This window comes from Streptococcus sp. 2018162 (assembly GCF_019754175.1).
GTDB lineage: Bacteria > Bacillota > Bacilli > Lactobacillales > Streptococcaceae > Streptococcus > Streptococcus hashimotonensis.
Genome location: NZ_JAIJZP010000003.1, coordinates 1 through 26616, shown reverse-complemented (window position 1 = coordinate 26616; position 26616 = coordinate 1). Strand labels below are relative to the sequence as shown.

The window sequence follows — 26616 nt, the reverse complement described above, 5'->3', positions numbered from 1 at the left end:
ACTCTAAGATGAAAGACAATTGTTTTTATGTATTCCTCTCATGATAGTCTCTAAAAGAAGCGCTCCTAGAACATACTTCGAAAGTTTGTCACCTTTATGCTTGATTCCTATTCCCCTTCCTTACGTCTCATTGAGACAGCCATTCCGAGTGAGACTAAGCCACCCAAGCTAATAAGAAGTGAGCCTAGGGCTTCTTGACCGGTATTTGGAAGTATTTGATTTCCTGATGCTTTTTCAGCTTTCTGATTTGAAATAGGAGCTACATTTCCAGATGGTGCCGGTTGCTCGTTTGCTTTCTGATTTGCTACACTATCGCCACCGTCGCTTGCTTTTTCAGGTGTTTTCGTATCGGTAGTTGTCCCAGCAGTATCTCCTTTTTCTTCTGCTTTTGGTTCTTCTACATATTCCTCGACAAATGCTTTTCTACCTGTAATAGTGGCACTAATGGTTTGACCTGCTTTTTCTAAGTCAGTCAAATACTCCACAAATACTTCTGTATCTGGATTGATAGCACCAATCAGCTTAGCTTCTTTGAAAATCGAGAAACCATCCCCACCACCAAATAGGAAGTCGTTGATGACAAGTGTATAGGTTTCTGTCGGAACAATCTCTGTTCCATCTTCTTTGAAGGCTTTAACAACCTTGTAAGGATTTTCTTCCGTTGGATTATCTGCTTTCGTGTAGATATATTTGATTCCAGACATTTGAAGGAAATATTTTTCGCCTTCATCGTATTGTTGATTTAAGGCTGTATAAACCTGTTCACCTGTCATTTGAACGACTTGTAGGATATTCCCAAATGGTTGAACAGCTTGTGCTGCTCCCCAAGTAACTGTTCCATCCTCTTGGACCTTCAAATCTGCCCGAATCCCGCCATTGTTGGTCATTGCAAAGTCAACATCATAACCTGATTTCTTAGCAATAGCTAATTGAGCAGATGTTACTAAATTTCCCACAGCACTTTCTTTAAATTCATTTACCTCGCGAGAAATATCTGTCGCTTGACTAGCCGTACCAATTTTTTGCTCTGTTACTTTTTTAACAATGGTATTTGTTTCGTCTACAATCGCCTGAATTTCTGGACTTGGTGTTTTCTGCCCTGGTGCCACTGCAATAATTTTCGCAGTCGGAACATCTTTAAAGTCGGCAATATCTGTATCATAAACAGCCCTAACATCTGCATAAGCCTTACCTTGTGAGGTAGCTTGAACAATCAAGGTTTTGCCTGTTGTACCATTTGTATAGACATGGTTGTGACCGGCAAACACAAGGTCAACTGAGTGTTCAGGATAGATTTCATTTAGCTTAGCAATCATATCTGCAGCTTCACCAGCAGCCACACCATCCTTGCTTGTAGCTGGGACGTGAGCCAGTACAACTATCGCATTTACACCTTTTTCAGCTAACTCACGCGCATATTTAGCAATCGTTTCTGCCTCATTCAAAAAAGTGTACTGCTCATAGTTTTTCTTCAAAACAAGATTAGGAATTTCTGTCGTAACTACACCAATAAAGCCAATATTTGCTTCTTTATCATTTACAGGAATAGTCTTAATAGCATATGGTTTCCAGCCATACGGAATTTCACCCGTCTCTTTGTCAATAACGTTAGCGATAACAATCTCCTGTTTGGCAGCTTCATGAGTATAATTATCCACAATCTCATTAAACTGACCTTCTTTTGGAGCTTCACCAGTCATGATACGGTTATACTCATCAAGTCCCTCATCAAATTCATGGTTCCCCAAAGTACCGTATTCAACATCCATTTTGTTAAAGACTTTTACAGTTGGTTCATCTTGTAAAAGTCCAGAATTCGATGGACTTGCACCAACCATATCTCCGGCTTGAACACGGATAGACTCTGCAGGTGTTTCTGTTTCTGCTGCTGTTTCTTCAAATTCTGCTTGCGAATCATCCATGTAAGCATCAAGCAAGGCGGCAGTTCCCGCATTCCGAACTGTTTCCCCCTCTAATCGCGCTGTCCCTGTCGTATCAAGCGCACCATGGAAATCATTAACTCCCATAATTTGGACAGCTAATTCATCTGCTAAAACAGCCTGTGTTGTAATGACACTAAAACCAGCTACAAGAGCTAGTACACTGCTTTTCAACCGAATATTCTTTTTCATAAGCAAATCAATGCTCCTTCTATTTTTTGTCATATTGACATATCTATAATAATCCTTTTCTTACGGCTTTTCAACATTAAATCAGTCATTTATAACAAAAAATTATAAAAACATTCGTTTATTCTTACTTTTACATCATTTTTCTGAAAATATCTTGTTATTTTTATCCATAATACGAAAAATCACCCCTCTTTCCTTACACAATTCTCTCCAAAGTACTCTTCGCAACTAAAAAATCTCTTCCAAACGGAAGAGAACTGTTCTTATTTAGCTGCCTTATAAAGTTCGTTAACCTTGTCCCAGTTGATTACTTCAAAGAAGGCTTTGATGTAGTTTGGACGGACATTACGGTAGTTAAGGTAATAAGCATGCTCCCAAACATCCAATGCCAAGATTGGTTTCAAACCTTGCATGATTGGTGTGTCTTGGTTAGCAGTTGAGATAACTTCCAACTTGCCTTCTTTATTAACAACCAAGAAAGCCCAACCTGAACCGAAACGAGTTGTTGCTGCTGCAGTGAAGGCTTCTTTGAAAGCATCAAATGAACCAAAAGTTGCATCAATGTCTGCTGCCAATTCTGCTGAAATTTCTGTTTTTTCAGGTGAAAGCAATTCCCAGAAAAGAGCATGGTTCAAATGACCACCACCGTTGTTGATCAAAGCTTGGCGGATATCAGCTGGAATTTGCTCCACATCTGACAAAAGAGCTACCAAGTCTTCGCCAATTTCAGGGTGTTTTTCAAGGGCAGCATTAGCATTTGCAACATAAGTCGCATGGTGCTTATCGTGGTGAAGGGTCATTGTTTCTGCATCAATATGTGGTTCCAAGGCATCGTATGCGTATGGAAGGTCTGGTAAAATAATTGCCATTTTCGTTTTCTCCTATACTAAGTGATAGTTCTATTCTACTCCAATGTGAGAGCCTTTTCAATTTATTTGTCTGAAACTACGGTTGACCCTCGGTCTAAAAATACTCTTTTTACTATGTGGTCGCAATTTTTAATAATGCCAAATCAAATAAATAATCCTTATCAAATTGACCTGTTTTAATTTGAAAATCTGTATCGATTAGGAGCTTGACGACTTTTTTCAAAAATCCAATGGACAGATGGCGTGAATCACGCAAAGCATACTTTACTTGGTATGGATTCACCTTACGCCCCATAATAGTTGATAACTCAGCTACTATCTGCTGTTCCCCTCGGCCTTGCTCTAGTAGTATTTGCACCTGTAGATAGGTTCGAAATTGGGTTAACATGATGGCAATCAACTTAACCTCTTCCTCCCCTTGCAACCGCAAGTCACGAACTAAGTTGCGAGCCTCGTCTACCTTGGATTGTAGAATTAACTGTGTTAAATCAAAGATATTATCTTGTAGTGTTTTGGGGATAGCCGCATCAATATCTGAAATTTCAATCGTCTCTTTTCCCTTATAAGATTGAAGAAAGGCCAGGTTCTTACTGATTTCTGAAAAATCAAAATTGGACTTTTCTAAAAGATATTGAAAAACCTCTCCTCCCATCTGCAATCCAAGATGCAGTATCTCTTTCTGGAAATGATTTTTCAAATCCAGCTCCTTCAGGGGATTGGCTTCTAATACTAGTCCATCTCGTTTGAGGAGTTTGACCAGACGACGCTTACTGTCCAACTTACCCGGTGCTAGAATGACCAAACGTGTTGTTTCGACAGGATTTTCCAAATAGGCCTCAAACTGTTTGAGTTCATCATCCGTCAAATGTCGTTTTTTATCCGTCGTCAAGTCTGCAAAATAATCAAGAATCACTACTTTTTCATCTGAAAAGAAGGGAAGAGAAACTAAGTCCAAGTCTACCTGATGATAATCAGCCTCCGACATATCAAAATAGGCAAAACCTAAATCTGCCGCATCAAAATCAAGCTTCCTCAGAAGTAAGTCTTTCGCTATTTGGTATTGTCCGATGTCTTCACCGCATAAAACGGTCAGAAGCTCTAATTTCTCTTTTTTTAATTTTTCAATCTGTTCAATAACTAACATGTATACCTCTAATTCTTAATAAATTATACCATGTTGAAATAAAAATAGAAAACAAACTCATTAATAAAAATAGATTAGTCATACTCAATTAAAATCAAAACCAAACCGTTTTCAATGGTCGGGGAATCATTTCGAAGTTGGAGCTAAAACGAACAGTTCGTTTCGACATGTGCGAATAGAACTTTTGTTTTCAGCTAGCAAGGTTTGTTTTTGATTTTTGAAAAGTATCAATTCTTCTATCAATTATAAAAAAGGGCAGAAACTAATACATTTAGCTTCTGCCTTCAAAATTAGGATAGAACTCGATTTGTAGTATTTAAGAGAATGAATACTCAGTCGAAACTGGGATTCATTGCTACTATTTCTCATCTCCTCTATAAAGAGAATGATGAGATTTCTTACCATGCTTCAAAAAGACCAGATTAAAGAGTGCAAGCATTAAGCCAACCAGGACAAGATCATTCTTGTCTCCTGTTTCAGGTAGCTGCCTATTAGACAATTTTTTCTGTTCAACAGCACTCACAGGGACTGCCATTTCTTTTGCGGCTGGCTTTGGACTATTTTCTCCTGTCCCTTTCTCTGAAACCACAAAAGTTCCTTTAGCTACTTCTAGCGGGGGAAGAACGCCGATTGGCAATTCATGGGTAACTCCTTCACCCTTGCCTGTTTCTAACGGGGGAAGAACGCCGACTGGCAGTTCATGTTTGACGCCCTTGCCATTTTCTACAAAGAGAATATGAAGAGGAACAGCGACTTCTTCTTGACTACGATCATCATAAACCACTCGAACGGTAATAGAATAATCACCGCTGGAATGTGGTAGTGAGCCTATAACTTCAAAATCAACTTGACCGGCTGCGGGCGGAAGACTGATTTGCTTCAAGATTTCAGCCGTGGTTGCTTCACTAGTGCTAGTTGGAAGAGCTTGGGCTGTTCCTGTAACCTGAGCTTGATAGAGATCGGATTTTGGAAGAACACCGACTGGCAATTCATGAGTGACTCCTTTTCCATTTTCTGTTTTCTGGACAATCACTTGAACAAATACCTGCTCCTGACTGCCGTCATCAAATCGAACAAGGACTGGAATAGTATGTTCACCAAGGGTTGTGGGAAGAGGATTTACAAGACTCCTTTCAACAGGACCTGCCTGGGCATCAACCTGAACCTTGGCCAAAATAGCAGTTCCCACCGCAGTCAAATCGTCATCTGTTTCATAGACATACTTATCTCCGACAGTAACCGAATAAACATCTGCTTTCCATGGGGTAACCTGAATTGGAATAGCCACCTCATGAGTGTCCTTACGGAGTTGCAGACTAGTAACTTGTGGGGTCAGGGTAACAGGCACCACTTCCACACCGTACTCCTTGAATTGGTCTGGAGTGATGGTTTTGGATAGACCTTGATTGTCCACTAGCTTCACTTGAAGACCTGCCAATTCCACTGTTTCAGCTGGACGATAGTCTGTCTTAGTCGGTGGGGTCACCAATTCAAGACCTGTAACCGCAGTTTTATCGAATACTTTAACTGGTAGGGAAGGGGTGATTAATTCCAATGGAATCTCAATTGTCTGAGATATTTGCAGGTTGTTCAATTGAGTCTGGTCAAAACTTGATGCAATTTCATAATGTCCTTGGGCTGGTTGAGGCAAACGTGCTGCCAAATCTGTCACAGAGGAACCTACTTGCAAGGTCAAGTTTTCTTCTTTGACTACTGTTTCACCTTCTTTGAAACGAAGGTTGATTTGGAGGTTCTGTGGTGTCTGAGTCGGCTCTGTTAAACGATAGGAAATTCCCTCATTGCTCAAGCTAAAACGGTCCGATTGGTTTTCCAAGGCAATTCGAATAGTATCTGCAAAGCCACCTTCAGCAGTCACGAATACCTTATCAACATGAGGACTTAGATTATGCTCAAATCCTCTAACAAGTACTTCAACAGTACCTTCAATGCTACCTGTTACTGCTAGGCTAGCTGTAGCTGGGACAATGACTTTTCCTTGACCAGATAGATTTCCCAGAGTTACTGGATCATTGGCAATGATCAACTGCGTGCCAGTTGCAAGTTCTACACCTGTTGAAATCTCAGATACCTGACTGGCTAAACTAACATCTGCCTTATTGACCAATTCTAAAGTTTGGATATTTTGTACATTCAATCCGTGAATGCGTGCAGTGTCAATCGTAACCTTATTATCCAAACTACCATTACCGTCAATTGATTTCAAACTACTAGATTTTGAAATAACAGACACTGGTCCCTCAACAAGCTCCCCATTAACACCTGACAGTTTAATACCTTGATCGGCATTGACAAAATCCGACAGGATTGAAATTGTCACAGGAATGCTGCTTGCTGAATCTGCATTTCCTGCGTAGATTGTGTTAAATCGTGTATCTGAACTTCCGTTGGTAATAGTAATTTGCCCATGGCTTCCTGCTGGATCGCCCGTACGAGAGCCGGCAACCAGGCTTGGACGGAGATTGCTTTGAGCTTGACTTATGGTTGTAGAAACTCTATCAAAGGTCAAATGGTAACCATTGGCATAGAGCGTTGCTTGTTGACTGGCATCTACAATCATATTCAGCGTCATGTTGGCAAAGGTTACATCATTACCCAATTCTACATTTGGACCTCGGAAGGTGAGGCGATGCCCTTGACCATCAATTGTGACCGCCTTATTGATAAGGAAAGGCGTTTCTTGACGATGTTGAACATCACTTACCAATTTGATGGTATCACCATCCCTAGCTTGAGAAAGTGCATAAGTCAAGCTATGATATGGATTACCTTCTGTTCCTTGACCGTCTCTGGATTGCTCATCTCCCTGAGTGACATACAGGTCACGCGCCTGAACTTCTTGATAAATACTTGAACGGAAGTCATCTGTATCCTTCAAATAAGCCTGGAAGATGCTCTTTTTCAATTCTTGAACAGCTGAAACTCTGGTTGACAAGGCTACCTTGTTGGTTGCATTAAGTTTCATCTGTTGCAAATCTTTGGCAATGGCTGCATCCATCAAACTCTGAATAGCAGCGAAATCGCTGGCTACACTAGTGGATTTTAGTTCGGTAACCTTGGCGATGCGACGGTCAAACATAGCTTTCTTAAAGGTTGCTAGGTCTCCTCCATATTCTGGCATAATGGCATTCAAAGCTGCCTGATCATTGGCATGCTGGCCAGAAACATAGGCTACCATTCCTTTTTCATAACCATATTCTCCTAGAATATCATAGGCATTTCTTCTAAAGCTAATATCACCTACTGTTCCTGCATTGTTTTGCAGACCTGCATAGATAGGCTCAAAGAGAGGAATGGTGTAGTAAGAATTGGTTCGAGCTATTCCTGTGGTATTGAGACCATCAAACTTGTAGCGACCGGAAATCAATTGATTATCTACAAAATCATGGACAGATTGCAAACCTGCTGCTAAATCTCTGGAAATCGGTTGAGATTGATCTGTCTGACCACCATTGGCACTTGCGACAAGGCTCAGCTGATTAAGTAGGACCGCCCTGTCTTCAGGTATCTGACCCAAGATAGACTGAGCTTCTGCGTAGTCTAAAGTGTACAAGACGTCCAAGATACCCTGCATATAGGTCTTGAGGTCATCACTTGTTTGGAAACGGTCTGGACTAGCATTTTGTGTCCGATTGTCTCCCATGCGAAAGGCGGTATTGATAATAAAGCTCGGGTCTTGATAGGGTGTTTTGGCAACATCCATAGACTCAAACATTCCTCTGGCAAAAACTTCTTGTAACTGGCCAGCTCGTCTATCATAGCCATTTAACCAAACGTTCTTATCAAACATATGGGTCAATTCATGGGTATAGACAGACTGACCTGCCTCAGACAGGGATTTTTTCAAGAAGAGGTTAATAGAAGTCTTTCCATTGGCCTGACCATCAGCTTGTAAAAAGTTGGCATAAAGGTTGAGCGGTCTGATAAATTTCTCGACCCCTTCTAAAACACTTGAACCATATTTTGGTGAATAAAGTTCTTGAACGCGCTGAGTAGCTGTCCCTAGTTTCTGCGGACTATCAATCACAATAATGGTTTCATGATTGGCTAGAATATCCTTGTTCTGACTGATACGATGCCAGAATTTCAAAAAGCTTTCCTGGTCATCAGCATAGGATTGTAAGTTAGCTTTAAATGTTGCCAAGCCGGTCTGGTCACCTGGTCGAACATAGGATTCCGTCAAACCGTAGTTGACTGTGTTTGAAGTGCTAATGGCATATATGAGATCACTAGGTAGGGTCAGGAGAGGAATGAGGTGGTTATTTAGACGTGCATTGCTCTTTAATTTCTGATAGAGTGAAGAATCGCCGTAAGGAGATTGGGACTCTGCCAGATGAGCCTTACTGGTCTCCTTAAACCATTGCTCCCCTGTTTTACTTGGCTCAAAAAGGCTAACTCCCTTCTCCACAAAGGAGAAAATATCAGCTTGATTTGTAATTGGAGCTAGTTTGGTTTGGTAAGTAGTCGCTGACTGTCCCAAGGTCAAATCACGATAGGTCAGGGTATTCAAGATAGTAAGAGTTCCAAGAGGACTCCCGCCACCACCAAAAACCTGAGGGTGATACAAGATTAAATCTTGGGCCTGATGTTGACCAAATTCAAAGGAATATTGACGATCCAGATAGGAAAGACCTGCTAAAATCTTCTCCTTATTACGACGGATATCCTCTACATTGACTTGGCTTGATTTCTCAAAAATACCCGTCAGACTCGTTTCAATCTTAGCCTTTACTCGCTCAAAACTCTCCCTCATATCCAGCATATCCATATAAGCTGTCTGCTTGAGAGACTGCAGCTGGTCGGCTGACAGAGCATTTCCCCCATTTTCCTTCCGAATGGCCGTCTCTAGAGCATTTTTTTCAAGAAAACTTTCTTGATGGCCCAAGTAAGGATAGAGTGAGTCATAGGTCACAGCCGCAAAATCATTTTTCAGCGAAGCAACCTGCTGCGCAACTGCCTCTCTGGTCTGGCTTGTCGTCGGCTGAGTCGTCGCAGGGACTATCTGACTACTACCATCCGAATAAACCACTTGAAACTGCTGAACTGTTTTTCCATTGACGGAGGTCATAAGCTCCCCTTGGTCATCTAGTGGCAATTTAGCAACTTCATTGGCAGCTACACTACGAGCCATGGATACTGAACGAAGTACGGGTTGGACTACTTCTTTTGCTAGCTGGTCAGTCGGAGCAGATTCTACTGCTGATGTTTCTGCTAGCTGAGCTGTTGTAGCTGGCTCTACTGCTGATTGGCTTGGGTTTACAACAACTGTTTGAGGACTTTCTGTCGCTATACTAGGTTCACTGACTTTCGCTTCCGACAGGGGTTGAACTGAGTTTGCCTTTTCTTGATCGAGTGTTGTTGATTGATTTTCTTGGGTAACTGGGGTCTGTGAGACGATTGAATCAGTTTGTGTAGACTGAGCTACTGGAGACAAAGTCTCTGCGGGAACTGTTGCTAATAACTCCGTCCCCACTATTTCCGCAGTTTGATGAACTGTTTCATTAGTAATTTGCACTTGACTTGGCTCATCTGTTACTGACTGACTAGTTTGTTGACTACTAGTAGGCACTTGACTTACCTCTTGCGCAGCCGCAACCTGCCCTCCAAGGACGCTAAAGCTAATGGCCAGAGCAACTGACACGACACCGATGGAAAACTTACGTATACCAAAATGGTGCTTCTTTTGTAAAAAATTTAAATTCATTAAAATATAGTCTCCTTTTGAGCCAAATAAAAACTCTACTACAATTATATAAGTAAGAAGAGTGAAATGCAAAGAAAACGCTAGCAATCTCACCAAAGCAAGAAAATTTCCTAACAATAGTTGTTAGGAAACTAAACAAACTATAATTATATAGCTTACTACCAAAATCTACTCCCTCACCGTTTCAATCGTCCACTCCTTCCAACCTCGGAAACGAATGGCTCCTTGCTGGTCGGTGCGATAGACTTGGATATTTCGACTGTCAAAGCGGTCCAAGGTTTCTTGGTGAGGGTGCTTGTAGCGGTTGTTTTCTCCAGCAGATACCAGGGCAATCTTGGCTCCGATATGGTCTAGAAATTCAGGATAGGAAGAACCTTTGGAGCCGTGGTGACCAGCTTTGAGGACATCAACAGGTAGCTGCGGATAGGTTTTAATCAAGTCTAACTCCCCCTGCTCCAAGTCACCTGTGAAGAGAAAATTGGTTTCCAGCAAACGACCGTAAAGGACAACAGAGTCATTATTGCCACCGTCACCTGTCCCGTCTGGATAGAGAACTTCCAGATAGGAGTCAAAAATCGGCAAGCGGTCGCCCACCCCCACCACATCAACAGGGACATTGATTTCTTTCAAGGTGGCTACAAAGTCAGGCACCGTCAGGCTTCCTGGCGACACGTAAATCCGACCAATCTGGACCCGCTTCGCCACTTCCAACACATCGCCCACATGGTCAGCGTCGGTATGGGTCAGGACCAAACTATCAATCCTGTCCACGCCCCGACTATGCAGATAAGGGATCAAGGTTCGCTCTGCATTTGCCTGCGAAGACCGCTCCTGCCAAGCTTCCTTGGCTGCAAAATCGACCCGACCACCCACATCAATCAGGACCGTCCGCCCCCGTATATCCCGCAAAAAGATGCTGTCCCCCTGCCCGATGTCCACCACCGTCACCTCGTTTTCCAGCGGGTGTTTGGTCATAAAAAATAGCAGAGCGAGGACCAGGCTCAGTCCTTGGAGCCAGTTTTTCTTCCTGTGGAAATCGTAGAGCAAGAAGAGGCTGACCAGCAAGAGCAAGAGAACCAGTCCAGACGGCTTGCCCAGTATCCAAGGCCGAAAGCCCAAATCAGCCACCCAGACAATGATTTTCTCCATAAAGACGAAAAATCCGTTGACCCAAGTCATCTTGACCAGAGGTGACAGGAGAAAAATAACTGACAAACCTGGCAAGAGCAGAACATCAAAGATAAAGGAAAAGACAAATGTCAGGAGAATAGACAAGGGCTGGAAGGCATAGAAATAAGTCATGAGCACCGGCAAAATCCCTAGCGAAATACTGAGACTCTCCACCGCAGCCTTTTTGACCTGCCCCACATCCTCAAAATCAAAGACCGTCAGCAAGAAAGCATAGGTAAAAGTCAGCACTCCACCTGCTGTCAGTGGAAATCGGGGCAGCACCAGCAGGCAGACAAAGACCGTCACCGCAAAGTTATCCAGCTTCCGCAAGCCCATATTGCCCAGAATTTTTTGGACCAAGGACCGCACTACTGACACCGAAAAGCCTGTCAAACCAGCATAGACAAGGGAAAAGGGAATCTGCAATTTATTCACCGTTTCCTTGGTCAAGCCCAACCGCAGCAAAATCCAACGAAACTTGTCGATGAAAAAGCCCACCTGCATACCAGACAGGGCAAAGAGATGAATGATACCCAGACTGGAATAGAGGTCGCTCATCTGGTCAAACTCACTATCCAGCTCCCCAAACAAGAGCCCTGTCATGTAGTGGCTCATGGGAGCCGGAAAATTGGTTTTGATATAGACCAAGGCCTGCCTACGCCAGCTTGATAGCCAGTCAAAAATGTTCCAAGACTGGACAGGAACAATCTTCTTAATCGCCGTTAGCTTGATAGTCCGATAGATGCCCTGTGTTTTCAAGTAGGCCTGATAGTCAAAGCCATTGAAATTCCGCTGACCAGCTGGCAGGCTGACCTCTGCTTCCACTTCTATCTGGACCAGACCTGTCAGCTTTTGAAAATAGGCCTGCTCCTCTTGACTGGCTAACTTGTAGAAAACCTGATAGGTTTGTCCATCAGCCCGACCCCGAAAAGACAGGCTGTCCCCATTGATGTCTATGGTATCTGGAATGACCTGCACAGTCGTCACTTGCTCTGGTGCTGACTGGGCTGCCCGCTCCCATTGGACCTTCTGGCATCCGAAAAAGAGACCGCACAGGGCTAGAAGCGGCAGCGTTTTGAGGAAAACTGCCTTACCTTGCCGAAACCCAAAGACAGCTAGTAACAGACTCAACAGGCCCATTGTCAAAAAGGAAAAAGAGTGGACGGCAAAGTGGGCCGCCACCGCCAAAACTGCCAGGTGAATGGGTTGGCAGGGGAGCTTACTCAACCGTGACATAAGGTCGGATGCTTTCCATTGTCTTGTCGCCGATGCCCGACACATTGTTGAGGTCGTCCACCGACTTGAAGCCACCATTGGCCTCACGATAGGCGATAATGTCTGTCGCTCGCTTGGCACCGATGCCCGAAATGGTCTGCAGGTCGGCCTCGGTCGCCGTATTGAGATTGACTAGACTGGTATTTTTTTCTTCTTGGGACATAGCAGAGCTGGCAGTCGTGCTGGTCACAACCGAGATATTTTCGTCCTTACTAGCCACATAGACCACCGCTTCGTCGCTGAGCTTCTGAGCCAGATTGATAGACTTGGGGTCTGCCTGACTGGTCAAGCCGCCAGCTGCCTCAACTGCATCATTAACACGCGCATCAGCTTCTAAAGTGTAGAGTCCTGGCTTTGCTACCGCTCCTTTGACATCAACGACCAGCTGGCTAGGCTCCTCACTTACTTCTGTACTGGTTTCCTCGACCAACTCAGAGCTATTAGAAGTTTGCTCGGTCTGTGGAAAGTCTGTCAGTCCTGTCTGATCAGACTTGGCAGGTTGACTGAAAATTAAGAATGTCGTCAGAAGCAAACCTGCAGCTGCTGGTAGAGCAATCTGCCACTTGTATTCTTTAAACATTTCTATATAAGTTTTGATTGTATCCATAAATTACCTCCACCTATATAGTTCGCAAAAGATAGAAAAAAACCCGCAAGTTGCGAGTTTCATTTACTTATTTTTTATCCAACTGAGTACTTGGTTGCCAGAAGAAGCTGGCGACATAGCTAAAGGCATAGGTCAATCCCAAGATGAGAGCAACCAGCAAAAGAACTGGGATACGATAGATATAAGTCAAGATATTTGGCTTTTTCTTGGTTTGGAAGGATGCCGCATGGTCATCTAAGCGTTTGAACTCAGCCTCGATTCGGCTAGTTACTTCTGCTGTACCTGCATCATCCATACGCTTGATGTCCGAAACATCGATAGGATTTCCAAAAGCCACATCGATTCGCTCACCAGCTAAGAGCCCCTTGATAGTCATAGGACCCACATAGGTAGCTGGCATGAGTTTGACCTTGGCTGACTTGGCAATGACCGCCACACCACCTTTGAGCTCAGATGAATGACGACTTCCTGAAGGAAACATGACCAGCGAACGGTCACTTTTTTTCAACATGTTAACTGGATACTTGATGGCTGCCATACCAGGATTTTCACGGTCAATCGGAAAGGCTCCACATTTTGAAATCCACCAGCCAAAACCACGGTCCTTGAAGAGTTCTTTTTTAGCCATAAAGATGAACTGCTTAGGAGCAGCTGCGTAGCCAAGAAAGACTGGATCCCAGAAGGTTTTGTGCGGAGCGATAAGAATATAATTTTCCTCCTGTGGCAAAATCTTCTCTCTATCATGATAGTGAATATTGCCATTGATGGCCCACAACAAGAATGTTAATAGTGTTCGTAGATAAGAATAAAACATAAACTTCTCCTTTTTCAATCCCTCCTATTATAGCACAAATTTGCTTCAGAACGAAATGTCATATACATTCAAATTTACAATCAAAAAGCCTGTATTTATAGTCTTTTAGTTTACTTTTAGTACTCGCTCCAACTATCTGGGAGATAGTTGGAGGTTGGAAATAAAGCGAACAAAGTTCGCATCAACAGCCGCAGGCATAACTCAATGCTTTCTTGTTTCTAGGCATTGACTTGAAACAGTCCCCCAGACTGTTTCAATCAGGCAAGGCGAGTTCAAACACTCCAGTGGAGTGTTTGAAGTTGGAAATAAGGAAACAAAGTTTCTTCATTCGTCGAAGTCATAAAAGAAAAACTAAATGACGATACAAGGTCCCGACTTGTAAAAACCACTAGATAGGTTTACAATAGAAGCATGATTAAAATTGAACGTGTAGTAGACATCTTAAAAGCGGATGACAACTTCCGCCATATCAAACAGAATAACCAGACTGGCAGCACTTGGACAGATGTCCAGTTTGATGCTCTCAGCTATGACAGCCGGACTGTTAGCCCAACGACCCTCTTTTTCGCTAAGGGTTTGGCTTTTAAGAAAGAATTTCTTGAAAAAGCTATCGAGGCTGGGCTGGCTTATTACGTGTCTGAAATCGACTATGAGGTCGGCATTCCTGCTATCATCGTCCATGACATCAAGCAGGCTATGAGTCTGATTGCCATGGAATTTCATGGTTATCCCCAGAAACAGCTCAAACTCCTGGCTTTCACCGGCACCAAAGGTAAGACAACGGCGGCTTATTTTGCTTTTAACATCCTTAAACAGAGCAAGAAACCTGCCATGCTTTCGACCATGAACACCACGCTGGACGGCAAGACTTTCCTCAAGTCCACCTTGACCACGCCTGAGAGCCTGGACCTCTTTGCCATGATGGCGGAGGCAGTCAAAAACGGCATGACTCACTTGATTATGGAGGTGTCCAGCCAGGCTTACTTGGTTAAGCGGGTTTACAGGCTGACCTTTGACGTCGGCGTCTTCCTAAACATTAGCCCCGACCACATCGGCCCCATTGAACACCCGACTTTTGAGGACTATTTTTACCATAAGCGGCTTTTGATTGACAATAGCAGAGCGGTTGTTGTCAATGCTGGAATGGATCATTTTGAGGTAGTAAAAGACCAAGTCAGCTCCAAAGACCATGACTTTTATGGGCCGACTTCTGAAAACCAGATTAGTCAGTCAGCAGGTTTTGATTTCACAGCGACTGGCAAATTGGCTGGCCACTACGACATCCAGCTGATCGGTGGCTTCAATCAAGAAAATGCTATCGCAGCTGGACTGGCCTGTCTTCGCTTGGGAGCAAGTCTAGAAGATATTCACATAGGGATTGCCCAAACCAATGTCCCTGGTCGCATGGAAGTCCTGACCCAGCAAAACGGTGCCAAGGTCTTCGTGGACTACGCCCATAACGGCGATAGTGTCAAGAAGCTGATTGATGTTGTCTTAGAGCACCAGACAGGCAAGGTCATCCTAATCCTTGGGGCTCCTGGCAACAAGGGAGAAAGTCGCCGCAAAGACTTCGGTCTCCTGCTCAATGACTATCCGCAGGTTGATGTTATCCTGACAGCTGATGACCCCAACCGTGAAGATCCAGCTGCTATCGCTGAACAAATCCGTGCCCACATGACCCGTCCAAGCGACTTTATCTTGGACCGGGAAGAAGCTATTCGCACAGCCATGAGCCTGACAAACTCTCCTAAGGATGCTGTCATCATCGCAGGCAAGGGGGCTGACGCCTACCAGATTGTCAATGGCGAAAAGGCCGCCTATGACGGTGATTTGGAAGTAGCAAAACAATATTTGTAACATAGGGTCCTTGTTCACAGACAAGGACTTTTTTATAACGATTCTCATTAAATTAAAATTTTCAGAAAACTCTTTGTTTTGGTAAATTTTTTTGATATAATACTGGTCGGAACAAATTATTAATGAATCATATTCTGGAAAGGAGGAGTTTGTGTCTTCTATTCAAGCGGAAAATATCCAAGTCTCTTACGACAATCGGATTATTATTGATGAATTATCAACAAGTATTCCAAAAGGAAATATAACGACGATCATTGGTGCCAATGGCTGTGGAAAATCGACCTTACTTAAGGTGTTGACAAGGATTATCCCTGTTCAAGAAGGGGCTATCTATTTAGATGGACAAGCCATTTCACAACTGCCAACCAAGGAAGTCGCAAAAAAATTGGCCCTGCTCCCTCAGGTCTTAGAAGCGACAGAAGGGATTTCCGTCTATGAACTAGTCTCCTATGGTCGCTTTCCGCATCAAAATGGGCTGGGGCATCTCACTGATCAGGATAGAGAGAAAATCAACTGGGCCTTGGAGGTCACTCAGACCGCTCCCTACGCTAGGTTCCCAGTTGATGATTTATCAGGTGGTCAGAGGCAACGTGTGTGGATTGCGATGGCACTTGCCCAAGATACGGATACCATTTTCTTAGATGAACCAACAACCTATCTTGATCTCAATCATCAATTGGAAGTCTTAGAACTTTTAAAAGAACTGAATCAAAGTCGACAGAAAACCATTGTGATGGTCCTTCACGATGTCAATTTATCAGCTCGATTTTCAGATTATATGATTGCCATGAAAGAGGGAGATATTCGCTACCATGGGTCTGTGTCCAATATGATGACAACTGAGATACTGAGGGACATTTTTAGCATTGAACCTCAATTGATGCAGGTTGCTGGTCAAGATTACCCTATTTTGCTAACTTACGATTTAAAAAAATAATAAGGAGAAAAAATGAAAAAGTTTTTAGCTATTTTTAGTTTATTTGTTGGGCTGGTTTTCTTAACAGCTTGTTCTACCTCTTCCTCTTCAACAGAGGTAGAATTGTCTAGCATGCCAAAGATTGAAGGAATTACTTACCACGGTGACATTCCAAAAAATCCTAAAAAAGTTGTCAACTTTGCTTACTCTTACACAGGCTATCTCTTACAATTAGGAATTGATGTATCTAGCTATAGTCTAGATTTAGAAAAAAATAGCCCTGCATTTGGAGACAAACTAAAGGATGTTCCTCAATTGACAACGGCAGATACAGAAGCAATTACCGCACAAAAACCAGATGTCATTCTAGTATTTGCTGGTGATGATAACTTAGAAACACTGAAAGAAATTGCTCCAGTTATTGAAATCACTTATGGAAAGAGTGACTACCTGAAAATGCTGACAGATGTTGGTCAGATTTTTGGAAAAGAAAAGGAAGCACAAGCCTGGTTAGATCAATGGGATAAGAAAGTTGCTACTGCGAAAGAGGAATTGAAAGGATTGATTGATACAAGTTCAACATTTACTGTCATGGACTTCTTCGATAAAAACATCTTCCTTTACGGTAACAACTTTGGTCGTGGTGGAGAATTAGTCTATCGCGCTCTCGGTTTTGCTGCTCCTGCAAAGGTTCAAGAAGACATTATCAATAAAGAAGGCTGGTTTGGGGTATCTCAGGAAGCTCTTCCAGAATACGTTGGCGACTATGTGCTTGTTAACGTCAATGATAAAACAAAAGAAGCTGCTGCATCTCTCAAAGAAAGTGATATTTGGAAAAATCTACCTGCTGTAAAGAATGGTCACGTCATCGAGGTAGACTACAACCTCTTCTACTTCTCCGACCCGATGTCTTTAGATTTACAAATTGACGCCTTTGTCTCAGCAATTCAAAAACTTCAGTAAAAGGACTGGATATATGAACAAACTAGTGAGTTCTCATTATCCCAAAACAAAGCCAAAGAATATTTGGCTTGTTTTTTTCATCATCTGTCTTTCTTTCATAGCTGGAGGCTATCTTAGTTTACGCTTTGGAGCTATTTCTTATAGCCACCAACAACTGATAGAAACCCTAAAGCATCCACTGACAGATTCTTCCGCTCAGGATGTTATCATCGATTTGCGTTTGCCTAGAATGGTAGCCGCCATCTTGGTGGGAGCTGCCATGGCTCAAGCTGGGGCAATGATGCAAGGAATTACACGCAATCCGATTGCCGATCCTGGCTTATTAGGAATCAATGCTGGCGCAGGACTTGCTCTCATTGTTGCCTATGCTCTATTCGGTGGTTTGCACTACAGTCAAATTTTATTAATATGTTTACTGGGCTCCTGTCTGGCAGCCGGTCTAGTCTTTGGTCTAGCTTATCAGGTACAAAAAGGCTACAATCAACTACGTTTAATTTTATCTGGTGCCATGGTAGCAAGTCTATTTTCTGCTATTGGTCAGGCTATTACTATCTACTTTGATTTATCAACTGCAGTGATTGGCTGGCAAGCAGGGGGATTGGTACAGGTAAACTGGAAGATGCTGGCCATCATCGCTCCTCTTATCATCATTGGCCTCATCCTTGCTCAACTCTTTTCACATCAGCTGACCATCCTGAGTCTCAACGAAACCATTGCTAAAAATCTAGGGCAACGAACCTTGCTGATGACCTTGATCTTGTTGGGAATTGTCCTTCTACTCTCAGCTTCTGCGGTAGCTCTTGTGGGCTCACTTTCTTTTGTCGGGCTCATTATTCCTCACTTTATCCGCATGTTTACAGGGAAAAATTACAAGCTACTCTTGCCATTAACTGCCTTTGCAGGGGCTAGTTTCCTCATCTGGGTAGATTTGGTTTGCCGTTCTATCAATCCACCTGTTGAAACTCCCATTAGCGCAGTCATCAGTATCATTGGTCTCCCTTGCTTCCTATGGTTGATTAGAAAGGAGAAACACTTTTGATAAGACATCACAACTCTCTAAAAATATTCACATTCCTACTAATCCTTTTATTTGTCATTTTCCTACTTTCCTTATCTATCGGCTATAGCAATTCATCCTTTTCGGATCTCATTGACATCATGAGTGGTCGTGCCAGTTCATCGACTCTACTTATCATTGGGCGAATTCGCTTACCTAGAATAATCGCCTCCATTATCGGAGGGGCTTCTCTGGCTTTGGCGGGTTTGTTGCTACAAACTTTGACCCGCAATCCTCTGGCAGATTCTGGAATATTAGGAATCAACGCAGGAGCTGGTCTTGTTGTGGCACTATTTGTCGGTCTCTCTTCAAAAATCAGCCCTGTCTTATTGAGTCTCATGCCTCTATTTGCTATGATGGGTGGTGGATTAACCATTTTTCTAGTTTACTGGATTGCACGTAAGAAGCTGTACGGCATCCATCCTGCACGCTTAATTATCACGGGAGTTGGAATTTCGAGCATACTATCTGGTATCATGGTTAGCATCATCAGCCAATTAGATGACTTTAAGATGGAATACATTGTCCAGTGGCTCAGTGGTCGAGTAAATGGTGGAGATTGGAAAACTATCGCAATCTATACTCCTCTTCTTCTCTTGGTATGGCTGGCTACTTTTAGTCGAAGTCGCTCACTCAATATTATGAATCTAAACGACCAGACAGCCATGGCTTTGGGACTCCACTTACAGCGTGAAAGACGGATTACCTTGGTATTGGCTACCGCCCTAGCCTCTCTTAGTGTCATTTTAGTTGGTAATATCACCTTCGTTGGTCTCATTGCTGGTCACATTGTGCGCAAATGGTTAGGAAATGACCATCGTGTCATCATTCCAGCGACTATGATAATAGGAAGCTTCATTCTACTTCTAGCGGATACCATAGGACGAGTACTACTTGTCGGAACAGGCATCCCAACCGGCATCATCGTCTCCCTTATCGGTGCTCCCTATTTTCTGTGGTTACTAAAACAAGAAGGCTAGATGACTCCAGCCTTCTTGTTATTTTTCTAGGTAACGTTCAATATCCTCTTTCAGTTTTAATGGACTAGTCGTTGGTAAATAGCGTTTGACCACACGCCCTTGTCTATCCACCAAAAACTTGGTAAAATTCCACTCGATTCGACCTCCTAATAAGGTCGATTTTTCTTTCTTAAGATAGCGATATAGCGGACTAGCTCCTGCACCGTTTACTTCAATTTTTGCAAATCGTGGGAAACTTGTTCCATAAGTTAAACTACATGTCTGATTGATTTCTTCATCAGAACCAGGTGCCTGATTTAAAAATTGATTGCAAGGAAAATCGAGCACGACAAAACCTTTGTCTTTATAGCAACCATATAACTCCTGTAGTTCCTTGTATTGAGGTGCCAACCCACAACCTGGCGCCGTATTGACAATCAAAAGCACCTGTCCTTGATAATCAGCCATGGACTGATCTGTTCCATCTTGTTTTTGTACTGTAAAATCATAAATGCTCATTATATATCCTCCTCTAGTCAAAATAAGTGAATAAATGTTCCAATTCATTTGGAGTGAGTTGTCTGTATGCACCTCGTTCCAAATCCCCCAGCTCAAAACCACCAAAGGAGATCCGCTTGAGATAAGTGACCTTGACACCATAGGCTAAAAACATCTTTTTGACCTGATGAAACTTGCCTTCTGCCAGCTTGATGGTCGCTCTGCTATGGTCCAAAGAAGCCTCCAAAACAGTCAAATCTGCGGGCTGGCAACGGGTGCCGTCCAAAAAGGTAACGCCTGATGCAAAGAAAGTCGGGGCATCCGGACCCAAGGGGCCGTTGACTTCCACATAGTAGACCTTGTCCACATGGTGGCTGGGATGGAGCATACGGTAACCGAGTGGACCGTTGTTGGTGATGAGAACCAGGCCTTCGGTATCCCTGTCTAGACGACCGACGGGGTAGAGACCTTCCCTACTGTCTTGCGAAGAAATCAAGTCGATGACTGTCTGATGCTCCTGGTCTGTCACAGCAGAAACGACTCCTGCTGGTTTGTTGAGTAAATAGTAGACCGAGCCTTTTAGCTCGATTTTTCGCCCTGCCACCTGAATCTCTTGGAGTTCAGGATCGACGATTTGACTGAGACTTTGAGCTGCTTGTCCGTTAATCTTGATTTGCTGGGCTTTGAAAAGTTTTTTAACTTGCTTGCGCGAGCCAACTTTGGCTTTCTCTAAACATTTGTCCAATCTCATATCTCTATTCTAGCATAAAACCTAGGCCTTGACTTTGATTGAAAAAAGACTATAATACTAATTAGTGATATGTATACAAATGAAATCCAGTTTGCTTGGATTTCCTACTTTTTATAATAAAGGAGAACTTTATGGGACTTTTACAAGATGGTAAATGGGTGGATCAATGGTATGACACCAAGTCAACAGGCGGCAAGTTTGTCCGTACTGTCACGCAATTTCGCAACTGGATTACACCCGATGGACAAGCAGGACCGACAGGTGAGGGTGGTTTTAAGGCTGAATCAGGACGTTACCATCTCTACATTTCTTTGGCCTGTCCTTGGGCTAGTCGGACCTTAATCATGCGAAAATTGAAGGGTCTGGAAGACCATATTTCCCTGTCAATCGTTCATCCGCTCATGTTGGAAAATGGTTGGACTTTCGCGGACGGACCTGGTGTTATCAAGGATTCTCTCTTTAACAGCGACTATCTTTATCAAGTTTACTTGAAAGCAGACCCAAATTACACTGGCCGTGTGACCGTCCCTGTCCTTTGGGATAAAGAAACAAATACCATCGTCAGCAATGAATCTGCTGAAATCATGCGCATGTTTAACACTGCTTTTAATGATATTACTGGAAATTACGATGACTACTATCCAGCAAACCTGCAAGCCGAGATTGATGCCATGAATGACTTTGTCTATCCAAACATCAACAATGGCGTCTACAAGGCAGGTTTTTCAACCAGTCAGGCAGTCTATGAAAAAGAGGTCAAGAACCTTTTTGCCGCCTTGGATAAATTGGAAAAGCATTTGGCAGACAAGGACTATCTGGTGGGCAATCAATTAACGGAAGCAGACCTTCGTCTCTTTACTACATTAGTGCGGTTTGATCCAGTTTACTTTGGGCATTTTAAGTGCAATATCAAGGCCTTGGTTGATTATCCAAACCTATGGAACTATACCAAACGTCTTTACAATCATGCTGGTATTGCAGAAACGGTGGACTTCGACCATATCAAACAACACTACTACGGTAGCCATAAGACCATTAACCCAACAGGTATTGTCCCAGTCGGCCCTGACTTGGACTGGACACTTGAAAACTAAAGACACATATGTTATAATCATTGTGCTTAAAAGTTCAGGAAACTAAGCATAAGTAAAACACCCATGGTGGCAGCCATGGGTGTTTTTTGTGCTTGCTCAAGGCACGCAGGCTAAGTGACGATCATTTAGTTTACTTTTAGTACGAGGCAACGAGCTGAAGGCTGTACTAAGGTACGGCAAAGCGAGTTCAAACAATCCAGTGGAGTGTTTGAAGTTGGAAATACGGGAACGAAGTTTCCTCTTTCGTCGAAGTAATAAAAGGAAAAATAAATGATTGATTGTCGCTGTTGTTTTGCCACTTACAAATTAGTCACTCCGCAATAAGTTCTGCAACTACGCTGACTAACAACGGTAGCAAAACAAGTTTCAGGAAACTATCTAGCATAAGTTCTCACCTCCCAACTTGCGCTGTTTAGTGATTGTGACTTAGATATTATATCATAAAATGAACAAATCCTGCTATTATAAACAAGTTTTTTTATCCACTAATGAAACAACAATTAAATAGCTCCTATAGATATTTTCCACGATTTTCAGAACATCAGTTCCAAAAATAACTGGTTTGCTCCCTCACAATTTCTGTGGTATAATATTTCAGATTTTCAGAAAGAGGAGATTAACATGTCTGACATTAAGGCAAAACGTGTATCCAACTATGAATTGTTTTATGATTTGGTCTTTGTCCTTGCTACTTCTTCACTGACGGGCTTGTTACATGGAGATCATATCGGCTTCAAGGAAATTGTGACCTTTATCACTGCTAATTTGATTATCATGACCTTGTGGATGAATGAAACTATCTATCTCAATAAATATGGCGAACGAGATTTTCTGGATATTTTCACCATTATTCCATCCATGTACCTGATTGGTAACATGTCCCTCAATTTCAGCAATGATTTTGAAGCGACGGCTCTGCCATTTAATGCCTTCTTGACCCTGTCTTATATCCTCATCTTCCTGCAATACTATCTGAGAGGAAGACGGATTGGCTTTAATGAGGACATTAAGGCAACCTTGCAGATGTTAGCCTCTTATATTGCTATCTTTGCTGGTGCAACCATTTTAGTCGTTTTCAAGCTCTGGACCAACGATGAGAGAATGTTGATTGTCTATATCATTCCCTTCTTGATTTCCTTTTTCTTTCAAAAGAGAATAAGTCATGACCCCATCAACTTTCCTCACATGGTGGAACGTTGCCAGCTGATTACCATTATCACCTTCGGTGAAACCGTCATCGCCATCATCAAAAATTATCCGCTACTAGACTTGGCTCTGGAAGGAATTTTGCTTTTCTTCGCGATGGCAACCCTCTTCATCTTCTATATTTCCCAAACCTATCTGTCCATCGACCATCACCGCAAGGCAGATGTGAGCGTTTTGCTCTATGCCCACTTGGTGATTGTCCTTGGTTTGAATTTCTTCACCGTGGCAATGGAGCTATTCCCTAGCCATCACAATGATCTGGCCTTGCCCATGCTGATTGTAGGAAACTTACTTTTCTACGGAGGCATCCTTTCGACTTCCTTCTATAATCAACAAATTCACCAAGTTGGTAGAAAAGGACTGTTCATCTACGGTCTGATTTTAGTGATTGGAAATGTTGTCTTACTGCTAGCTGGACATGCAAACCTACTCATCTTTATTATCCTCAACCTGCTCTCGCATGCCATGGTCGCCTATCATGTCATTCGTTTCCGAAAAGCTCGTCAGAGTTTGATTGGGGAAGAGGTATAAAAATAAACCACAACAGACCGCTCTAACGGCTTAAAACTGTTGTGGTTTTTAACTCTTATTTTGTCAATTTACTTGCTGCGGCTTGGTCGAGGATAAGAACGACATCGTCATGGTTTTGGAGGACGCTTGCTGGGACATCTTCTGTCACAGGACCTTCCACAGTCGCCTTAATGGCGTCAGCTTTTTCCTGACCATAAGCCATGAGGACAATGGTCTTGGCTGCCATAATGTTGGCGATGCCCATGGAAATAGCCTGCTTGGGCACTTCCTCTGGATCCGCAAAGAAGCGTGCATTGGCTTCGATGGTTGATGGCGCCAATTCAACCAGATGGGTCTGACCATCAAATGGAGCACCTGGTTCGTTGAAACCGATATGGCCGTTGCGACCGATACCCAAAATTTGGAAATCAACTGGATGTTCAGCCAGAATTTTATTGTAACGTTCTGTTTCAGCAACTACATCTGTCGCCAAACCATTCGGTAAATAAGATTTCTTAAACGGTTTGTCATTGAAAAGATTTTCCTTCATAAAATGGATATAGGATTGGTCGCTCTCCTCACCTAAACCAACATACTCATCCAAGTTTACAGATGTCACATCCGAAAAGTCTAAATCCGACTCACGAATCAATCTGTAAAATTCTAACGGACTGGAGCCTGTTGCCAAACCTAATACCTTGGCACCTTCGTTCAATTTTTCTCTCAAAATATCTAATGCTACAGTTGCTCCTTCAACTTGATTGTTTACTACATGAATTTTCATAGCGCACCTCTTTGGTCTATACCATTTCTTATTTTTCTTTATTATATGGTATAGACCAATTTTTGTCAAGAATTTATACTTATAAAGTATTACATCAACACGAATAATTTTAATTCTCTTCCCATCCATCAAGACTTAAGTGTCTAACTATGATATAATACATTTATGACAGATGTGCTTTTTTACTTATTTTTTATTGGTATTCTGTTCTGCCTTACTGGCTATTTTATTTCTAAATCAAAGGTCCTAAAGTTTATTTTCTACCTGATTGGTAGTTTATTGGTGGCTTTGCCATTTGCCCTATTGATTTATTTTACCTATATTTTATTTTAGTCTAAGGAGTGAATATGAATACTGCAGATTTTGATTTTGATTTACCCGAAGAGCTTATCGCTCAAGTACCCCTTGAAAAGCGCGACAGCTCTAAACTATTGATCCTCGACCGCGAAAAACGGAGCATGGTTGACAGTCACTTTGACCATATCATCGACCAGCTGAATCCCGGTGATGCTCTGGTCATGAACAATACACGTGTTCTGCCTGCCCGTCTCTATGGCTACAAGCCTGAAACTATGGGACATGTTGAGCTTTTGCTTTTGAAAAATACCCAAGGTGATCAGTGGGAAGTGCTTGCCAAACCAGCAAAACGCCTGAAAGTCGGTACCACAGTTGCCTTTGGTGACGGACGATTAACTGCTACTATCGTAGAAGAATTAGAACACGGTGGAAGAATTGTTGAATTCTCCTATGAAGGTATCTTCCTTGAAGTCTTGGAAAGCCTAGGCGAAATGCCACTTCCACCTTACATTCATGAAAAATTAGAAGACCGTGAACGCTATCAAACAGTTTATGCCAAGGAAAACGGTTCTGCCGCAGCTCCAACTGCTGGACTACATTTCACCCAAGAGTTACTCGAAAAAATCGAAGCTAAAGGAGTGAAACTAGTCTATCTGACTCTTCACGTTGGGCTTGGGACCTTCCGACCAGTCTCTGTTGATAACGTTGATGAGCATGAAATGCACTCGGAATTCTATAACCTATCAGCAGAAGCTGCTCAAACACTCAATCAGGTCAAAGATAGCGGTGGTCGTATCGTTGCAGTCGGCACGACATCCATCCGCACCCTCGAAACCATCGGTAATAAATTTGATGGCCGTTTGGAAGCTGATTCTGGTTGGACAAATATCTTCATCAAACCTGGCTACACCTTCCGAATTGTTGATGCCTTCTCAACCAATTTCCACCTGCCAAAATCTACTTTGGTTATGCTAGTTTCTGCCTTTGCAGGTAGAGAATTTACGTTAGATGCCTATAAACATGCTGTTGAAGAACGCTACCGCTTCTTTAGTTTTGGGGATGCAATGTTCATTCAATAGGCTGTTATCACCAAATTATTCTGAATTCTGATTTTATTGGAGGGCCCTATGAACAAGATTGAAAGCCGCCATCAGCTGATCCTGTCTCTAATCATGGAGAAGAAAATACATACCCAGCAGGAATTGCAAGAATTACTAGAGGTCAACGGAGTCTCCGTTACCCAATCTACCCTCTCTCGTGACATTAAGATGCTCAATCTTGTCAAAGTCAACGAAGATGATTCTTCTCACTATGTCATCAACCCCATTGCTCCTACTCGCTGGGAAAAACGACTGCGACTCTATATGGAAGATGCTTTGGTCATGCTAAAACCTATCCAGCATCAAGTGGTCCTCAAGACCCTACCTGGATTAGCTAACTCATTCGGTTCTATTTTGGATGCCATGGAGATTCCTCAAATTGTAGCAACCGTCTGCGGTGACGACGTCTGTCTCATCATTTGTGAAGATGTCGAGGGGGCACAAGCTTGCTTCGAGCACTTGAAACAGTTTACTCCACCATTTTTCTTTAGTAAATTATAAGGCCGGGCTCAAGCCCAGGACCACTACTCAGAGTTCGTGTCAACATCTCAGCGCAGTGGTTGATTGGCAGATTTGTTCGTGTTTTACACTCCAAATCTGGCCATTACGACTGTTGCGAACAAAGTTCGCTTTATCTCCAACCTCAAACTGTCTCCCAGACAGTTTGAGCTGTGCGGGGGTGGGAGTGAAACAGTCTGGGAATAGACTGTTTCAGCTCAACAACTTAAAACGAAAAATTGTTGACGAACTCTTTTCTACCATTTGTCAAGCCTTTCAAGGTATTTGATGAACAATATTTTGAATTCAGTAGTCAAAATAAGGAAATTATTTTATTTTGGACTAAAGTTTAGTGTAAAAAGTGTATACAAAAGCAACACCTTATGTTGAAAT

19 protein-coding genes are annotated in these 26616 nt (G+C 42.7%); 9 read left to right on the top strand and 10 right to left on the bottom strand.

Annotated elements, in window-relative coordinates:
- Window positions 1-107: 107 nt before the first annotated feature.
- The 7 genes from K5Q22_RS04025 to K5Q22_RS03995 form a co-directional block, all read right to left on the bottom strand.
- The gene (locus K5Q22_RS04025) at window positions 108-2132 is read right to left on the bottom strand and encodes a bifunctional UDP-sugar hydrolase/5'-nucleotidase (RefSeq protein WP_205013705.1); all 2025 of its coding nucleotides are present in this window, start codon (window positions 2130-2132) and stop codon (window positions 108-110) included.
- A 263-nt stretch (window positions 2133-2395) separates the two neighbouring features.
- Window positions 2396-3001: a superoxide dismutase SodA gene (sodA, locus tag K5Q22_RS04020; RefSeq protein WP_013730459.1), complete on the bottom strand. Its 606-nt coding sequence runs from the start codon at window positions 2999-3001 to the stop codon at window positions 2396-2398.
- 112 nt (window positions 3002-3113) lie between these two features.
- Window positions 3114-4145 (bottom strand): DNA polymerase III subunit delta, encoded by a 1032-nt coding sequence (gene holA / locus K5Q22_RS04015; RefSeq protein WP_205013706.1) that lies wholly within the window; start codon window positions 4143-4145, stop codon window positions 3114-3116.
- Window positions 4146-4503: 358 nt separating this feature from the next.
- Window positions 4504-9867: a ZmpA/ZmpB/ZmpC family metallo-endopeptidase gene (locus K5Q22_RS04010; protein WP_205013707.1), complete on the bottom strand. Its 5364-nt coding sequence runs from the start codon at window positions 9865-9867 to the stop codon at window positions 4504-4506.
- A 168-nt stretch (window positions 9868-10035) separates the two neighbouring features.
- Complete coding sequence (locus K5Q22_RS04005) at window positions 10036-12273, bottom strand: DNA internalization-related competence protein ComEC/Rec2 (protein ID WP_205013708.1); 2238 nt, start codon at window positions 12271-12273, stop codon at window positions 10036-10038.
- On the bottom strand, window positions 12257-12919 hold the full coding sequence (locus K5Q22_RS04000; RefSeq protein WP_205013709.1) for a helix-hairpin-helix domain-containing protein: 663 nt from the start codon (window positions 12917-12919) through the stop codon (window positions 12257-12259). Before K5Q22_RS04000 ends, K5Q22_RS04005 begins: the two co-directional genes overlap by 17 nt.
- Window positions 12920-12986: 67 nt before the next feature.
- Window positions 12987-13733 (bottom strand): 1-acyl-sn-glycerol-3-phosphate acyltransferase, encoded by a 747-nt coding sequence (locus K5Q22_RS03995; RefSeq protein WP_024385479.1) that lies wholly within the window; start codon window positions 13731-13733, stop codon window positions 12987-12989.
- A 411-nt stretch (window positions 13734-14144) separates the two neighbouring features.
- Here K5Q22_RS03995 and K5Q22_RS03990 point away from each other — a divergent pair, with 411 nt between their 5' ends.
- The 5 genes from K5Q22_RS03990 to K5Q22_RS03970 all read left to right on the top strand — a co-directional run bounded on the left by K5Q22_RS03990 (window position 14145) and on the right by K5Q22_RS03970 (window position 19506).
- Window positions 14145-15590, top strand: coding sequence for a UDP-N-acetylmuramoyl-L-alanyl-D-glutamate--L-lysine ligase (locus tag K5Q22_RS03990; RefSeq protein ID WP_205013710.1), 1446 nt, complete (start codon window positions 14145-14147; stop codon window positions 15588-15590).
- Between the two features lie 151 nt (window positions 15591-15741).
- Complete coding sequence (locus K5Q22_RS03985) at window positions 15742-16527, top strand: ABC transporter ATP-binding protein (protein WP_205013711.1); 786 nt, start codon at window positions 15742-15744, stop codon at window positions 16525-16527.
- A gap of 12 nt (window positions 16528-16539) precedes the next feature.
- The gene (locus K5Q22_RS03980; RefSeq protein WP_205013712.1) at window positions 16540-17469 is read left to right on the top strand and encodes an ABC transporter substrate-binding protein; all 930 of its coding nucleotides are present in this window, start codon (window positions 16540-16542) and stop codon (window positions 17467-17469) included.
- A 13-nt stretch (window positions 17470-17482) separates the two neighbouring features.
- Complete coding sequence (locus tag K5Q22_RS03975; protein ID WP_205013713.1) at window positions 17483-18508, top strand: iron ABC transporter permease; 1026 nt, start codon at window positions 17483-17485, stop codon at window positions 18506-18508.
- Entirely contained in the window at window positions 18505-19506 is a 1002-nt protein-coding gene (locus K5Q22_RS03970) for an iron ABC transporter permease (RefSeq protein WP_205013714.1), read from the top strand. The genes K5Q22_RS03975 and K5Q22_RS03970 overlap by 4 nt, the downstream gene beginning before the upstream one ends.
- Before the next feature lie 18 nt (window positions 19507-19524).
- On the opposite strand, the gene K5Q22_RS03965 is transcribed toward K5Q22_RS03970, so the two are convergent.
- The gene (locus K5Q22_RS03965; protein ID WP_205013715.1) at window positions 19525-20004 is read right to left on the bottom strand and encodes a glutathione peroxidase; all 480 of its coding nucleotides are present in this window, start codon (window positions 20002-20004) and stop codon (window positions 19525-19527) included.
- A gap of 13 nt (window positions 20005-20017) precedes the next feature.
- Window positions 20018-20734, bottom strand: coding sequence for a pseudouridine synthase (locus K5Q22_RS03960; RefSeq protein WP_029186508.1), 717 nt, complete (start codon window positions 20732-20734; stop codon window positions 20018-20020).
- Between the two features lie 131 nt (window positions 20735-20865).
- On the opposite strand from K5Q22_RS03960, the gene K5Q22_RS03955 reads away from it, so the two are divergent.
- Together K5Q22_RS03955 and K5Q22_RS03950 are read left to right on the top strand one after the other, a co-directional pair.
- Window positions 20866-21828 (top strand): glutathione S-transferase family protein, encoded by a 963-nt coding sequence (locus K5Q22_RS03955; RefSeq protein ID WP_205013716.1) that lies wholly within the window; start codon window positions 20866-20868, stop codon window positions 21826-21828.
- A 621-nt stretch (window positions 21829-22449) separates the two neighbouring features.
- The gene (locus K5Q22_RS03950; protein WP_205013717.1) at window positions 22450-23565 is read left to right on the top strand and encodes a low temperature requirement protein A; all 1116 of its coding nucleotides are present in this window, start codon (window positions 22450-22452) and stop codon (window positions 23563-23565) included.
- A gap of 55 nt (window positions 23566-23620) precedes the next feature.
- Here K5Q22_RS03950 and K5Q22_RS03945 read toward each other — a convergent pair whose 3' ends face one another.
- Window positions 23621-24328 (bottom strand): glucosamine-6-phosphate deaminase, encoded by a 708-nt coding sequence (locus K5Q22_RS03945; protein WP_205013718.1) that lies wholly within the window; start codon window positions 24326-24328, stop codon window positions 23621-23623.
- Between the two features lie 347 nt (window positions 24329-24675).
- On the opposite strand from K5Q22_RS03945, the gene queA reads away from it, so the two are divergent.
- Complete coding sequence (gene queA, locus K5Q22_RS03940; RefSeq protein ID WP_024400153.1) at window positions 24676-25704, top strand: tRNA preQ1(34) S-adenosylmethionine ribosyltransferase-isomerase QueA; 1029 nt, start codon at window positions 24676-24678, stop codon at window positions 25702-25704.
- A gap of 48 nt (window positions 25705-25752) precedes the next feature.
- Window positions 25753-26226, top strand: a complete 474-nt coding sequence (locus K5Q22_RS03935) for an arginine repressor (RefSeq protein ID WP_002941715.1) — start codon at window positions 25753-25755, stop codon at window positions 26224-26226.
- Window positions 26227-26616 lie beyond the last annotated feature (390 nt).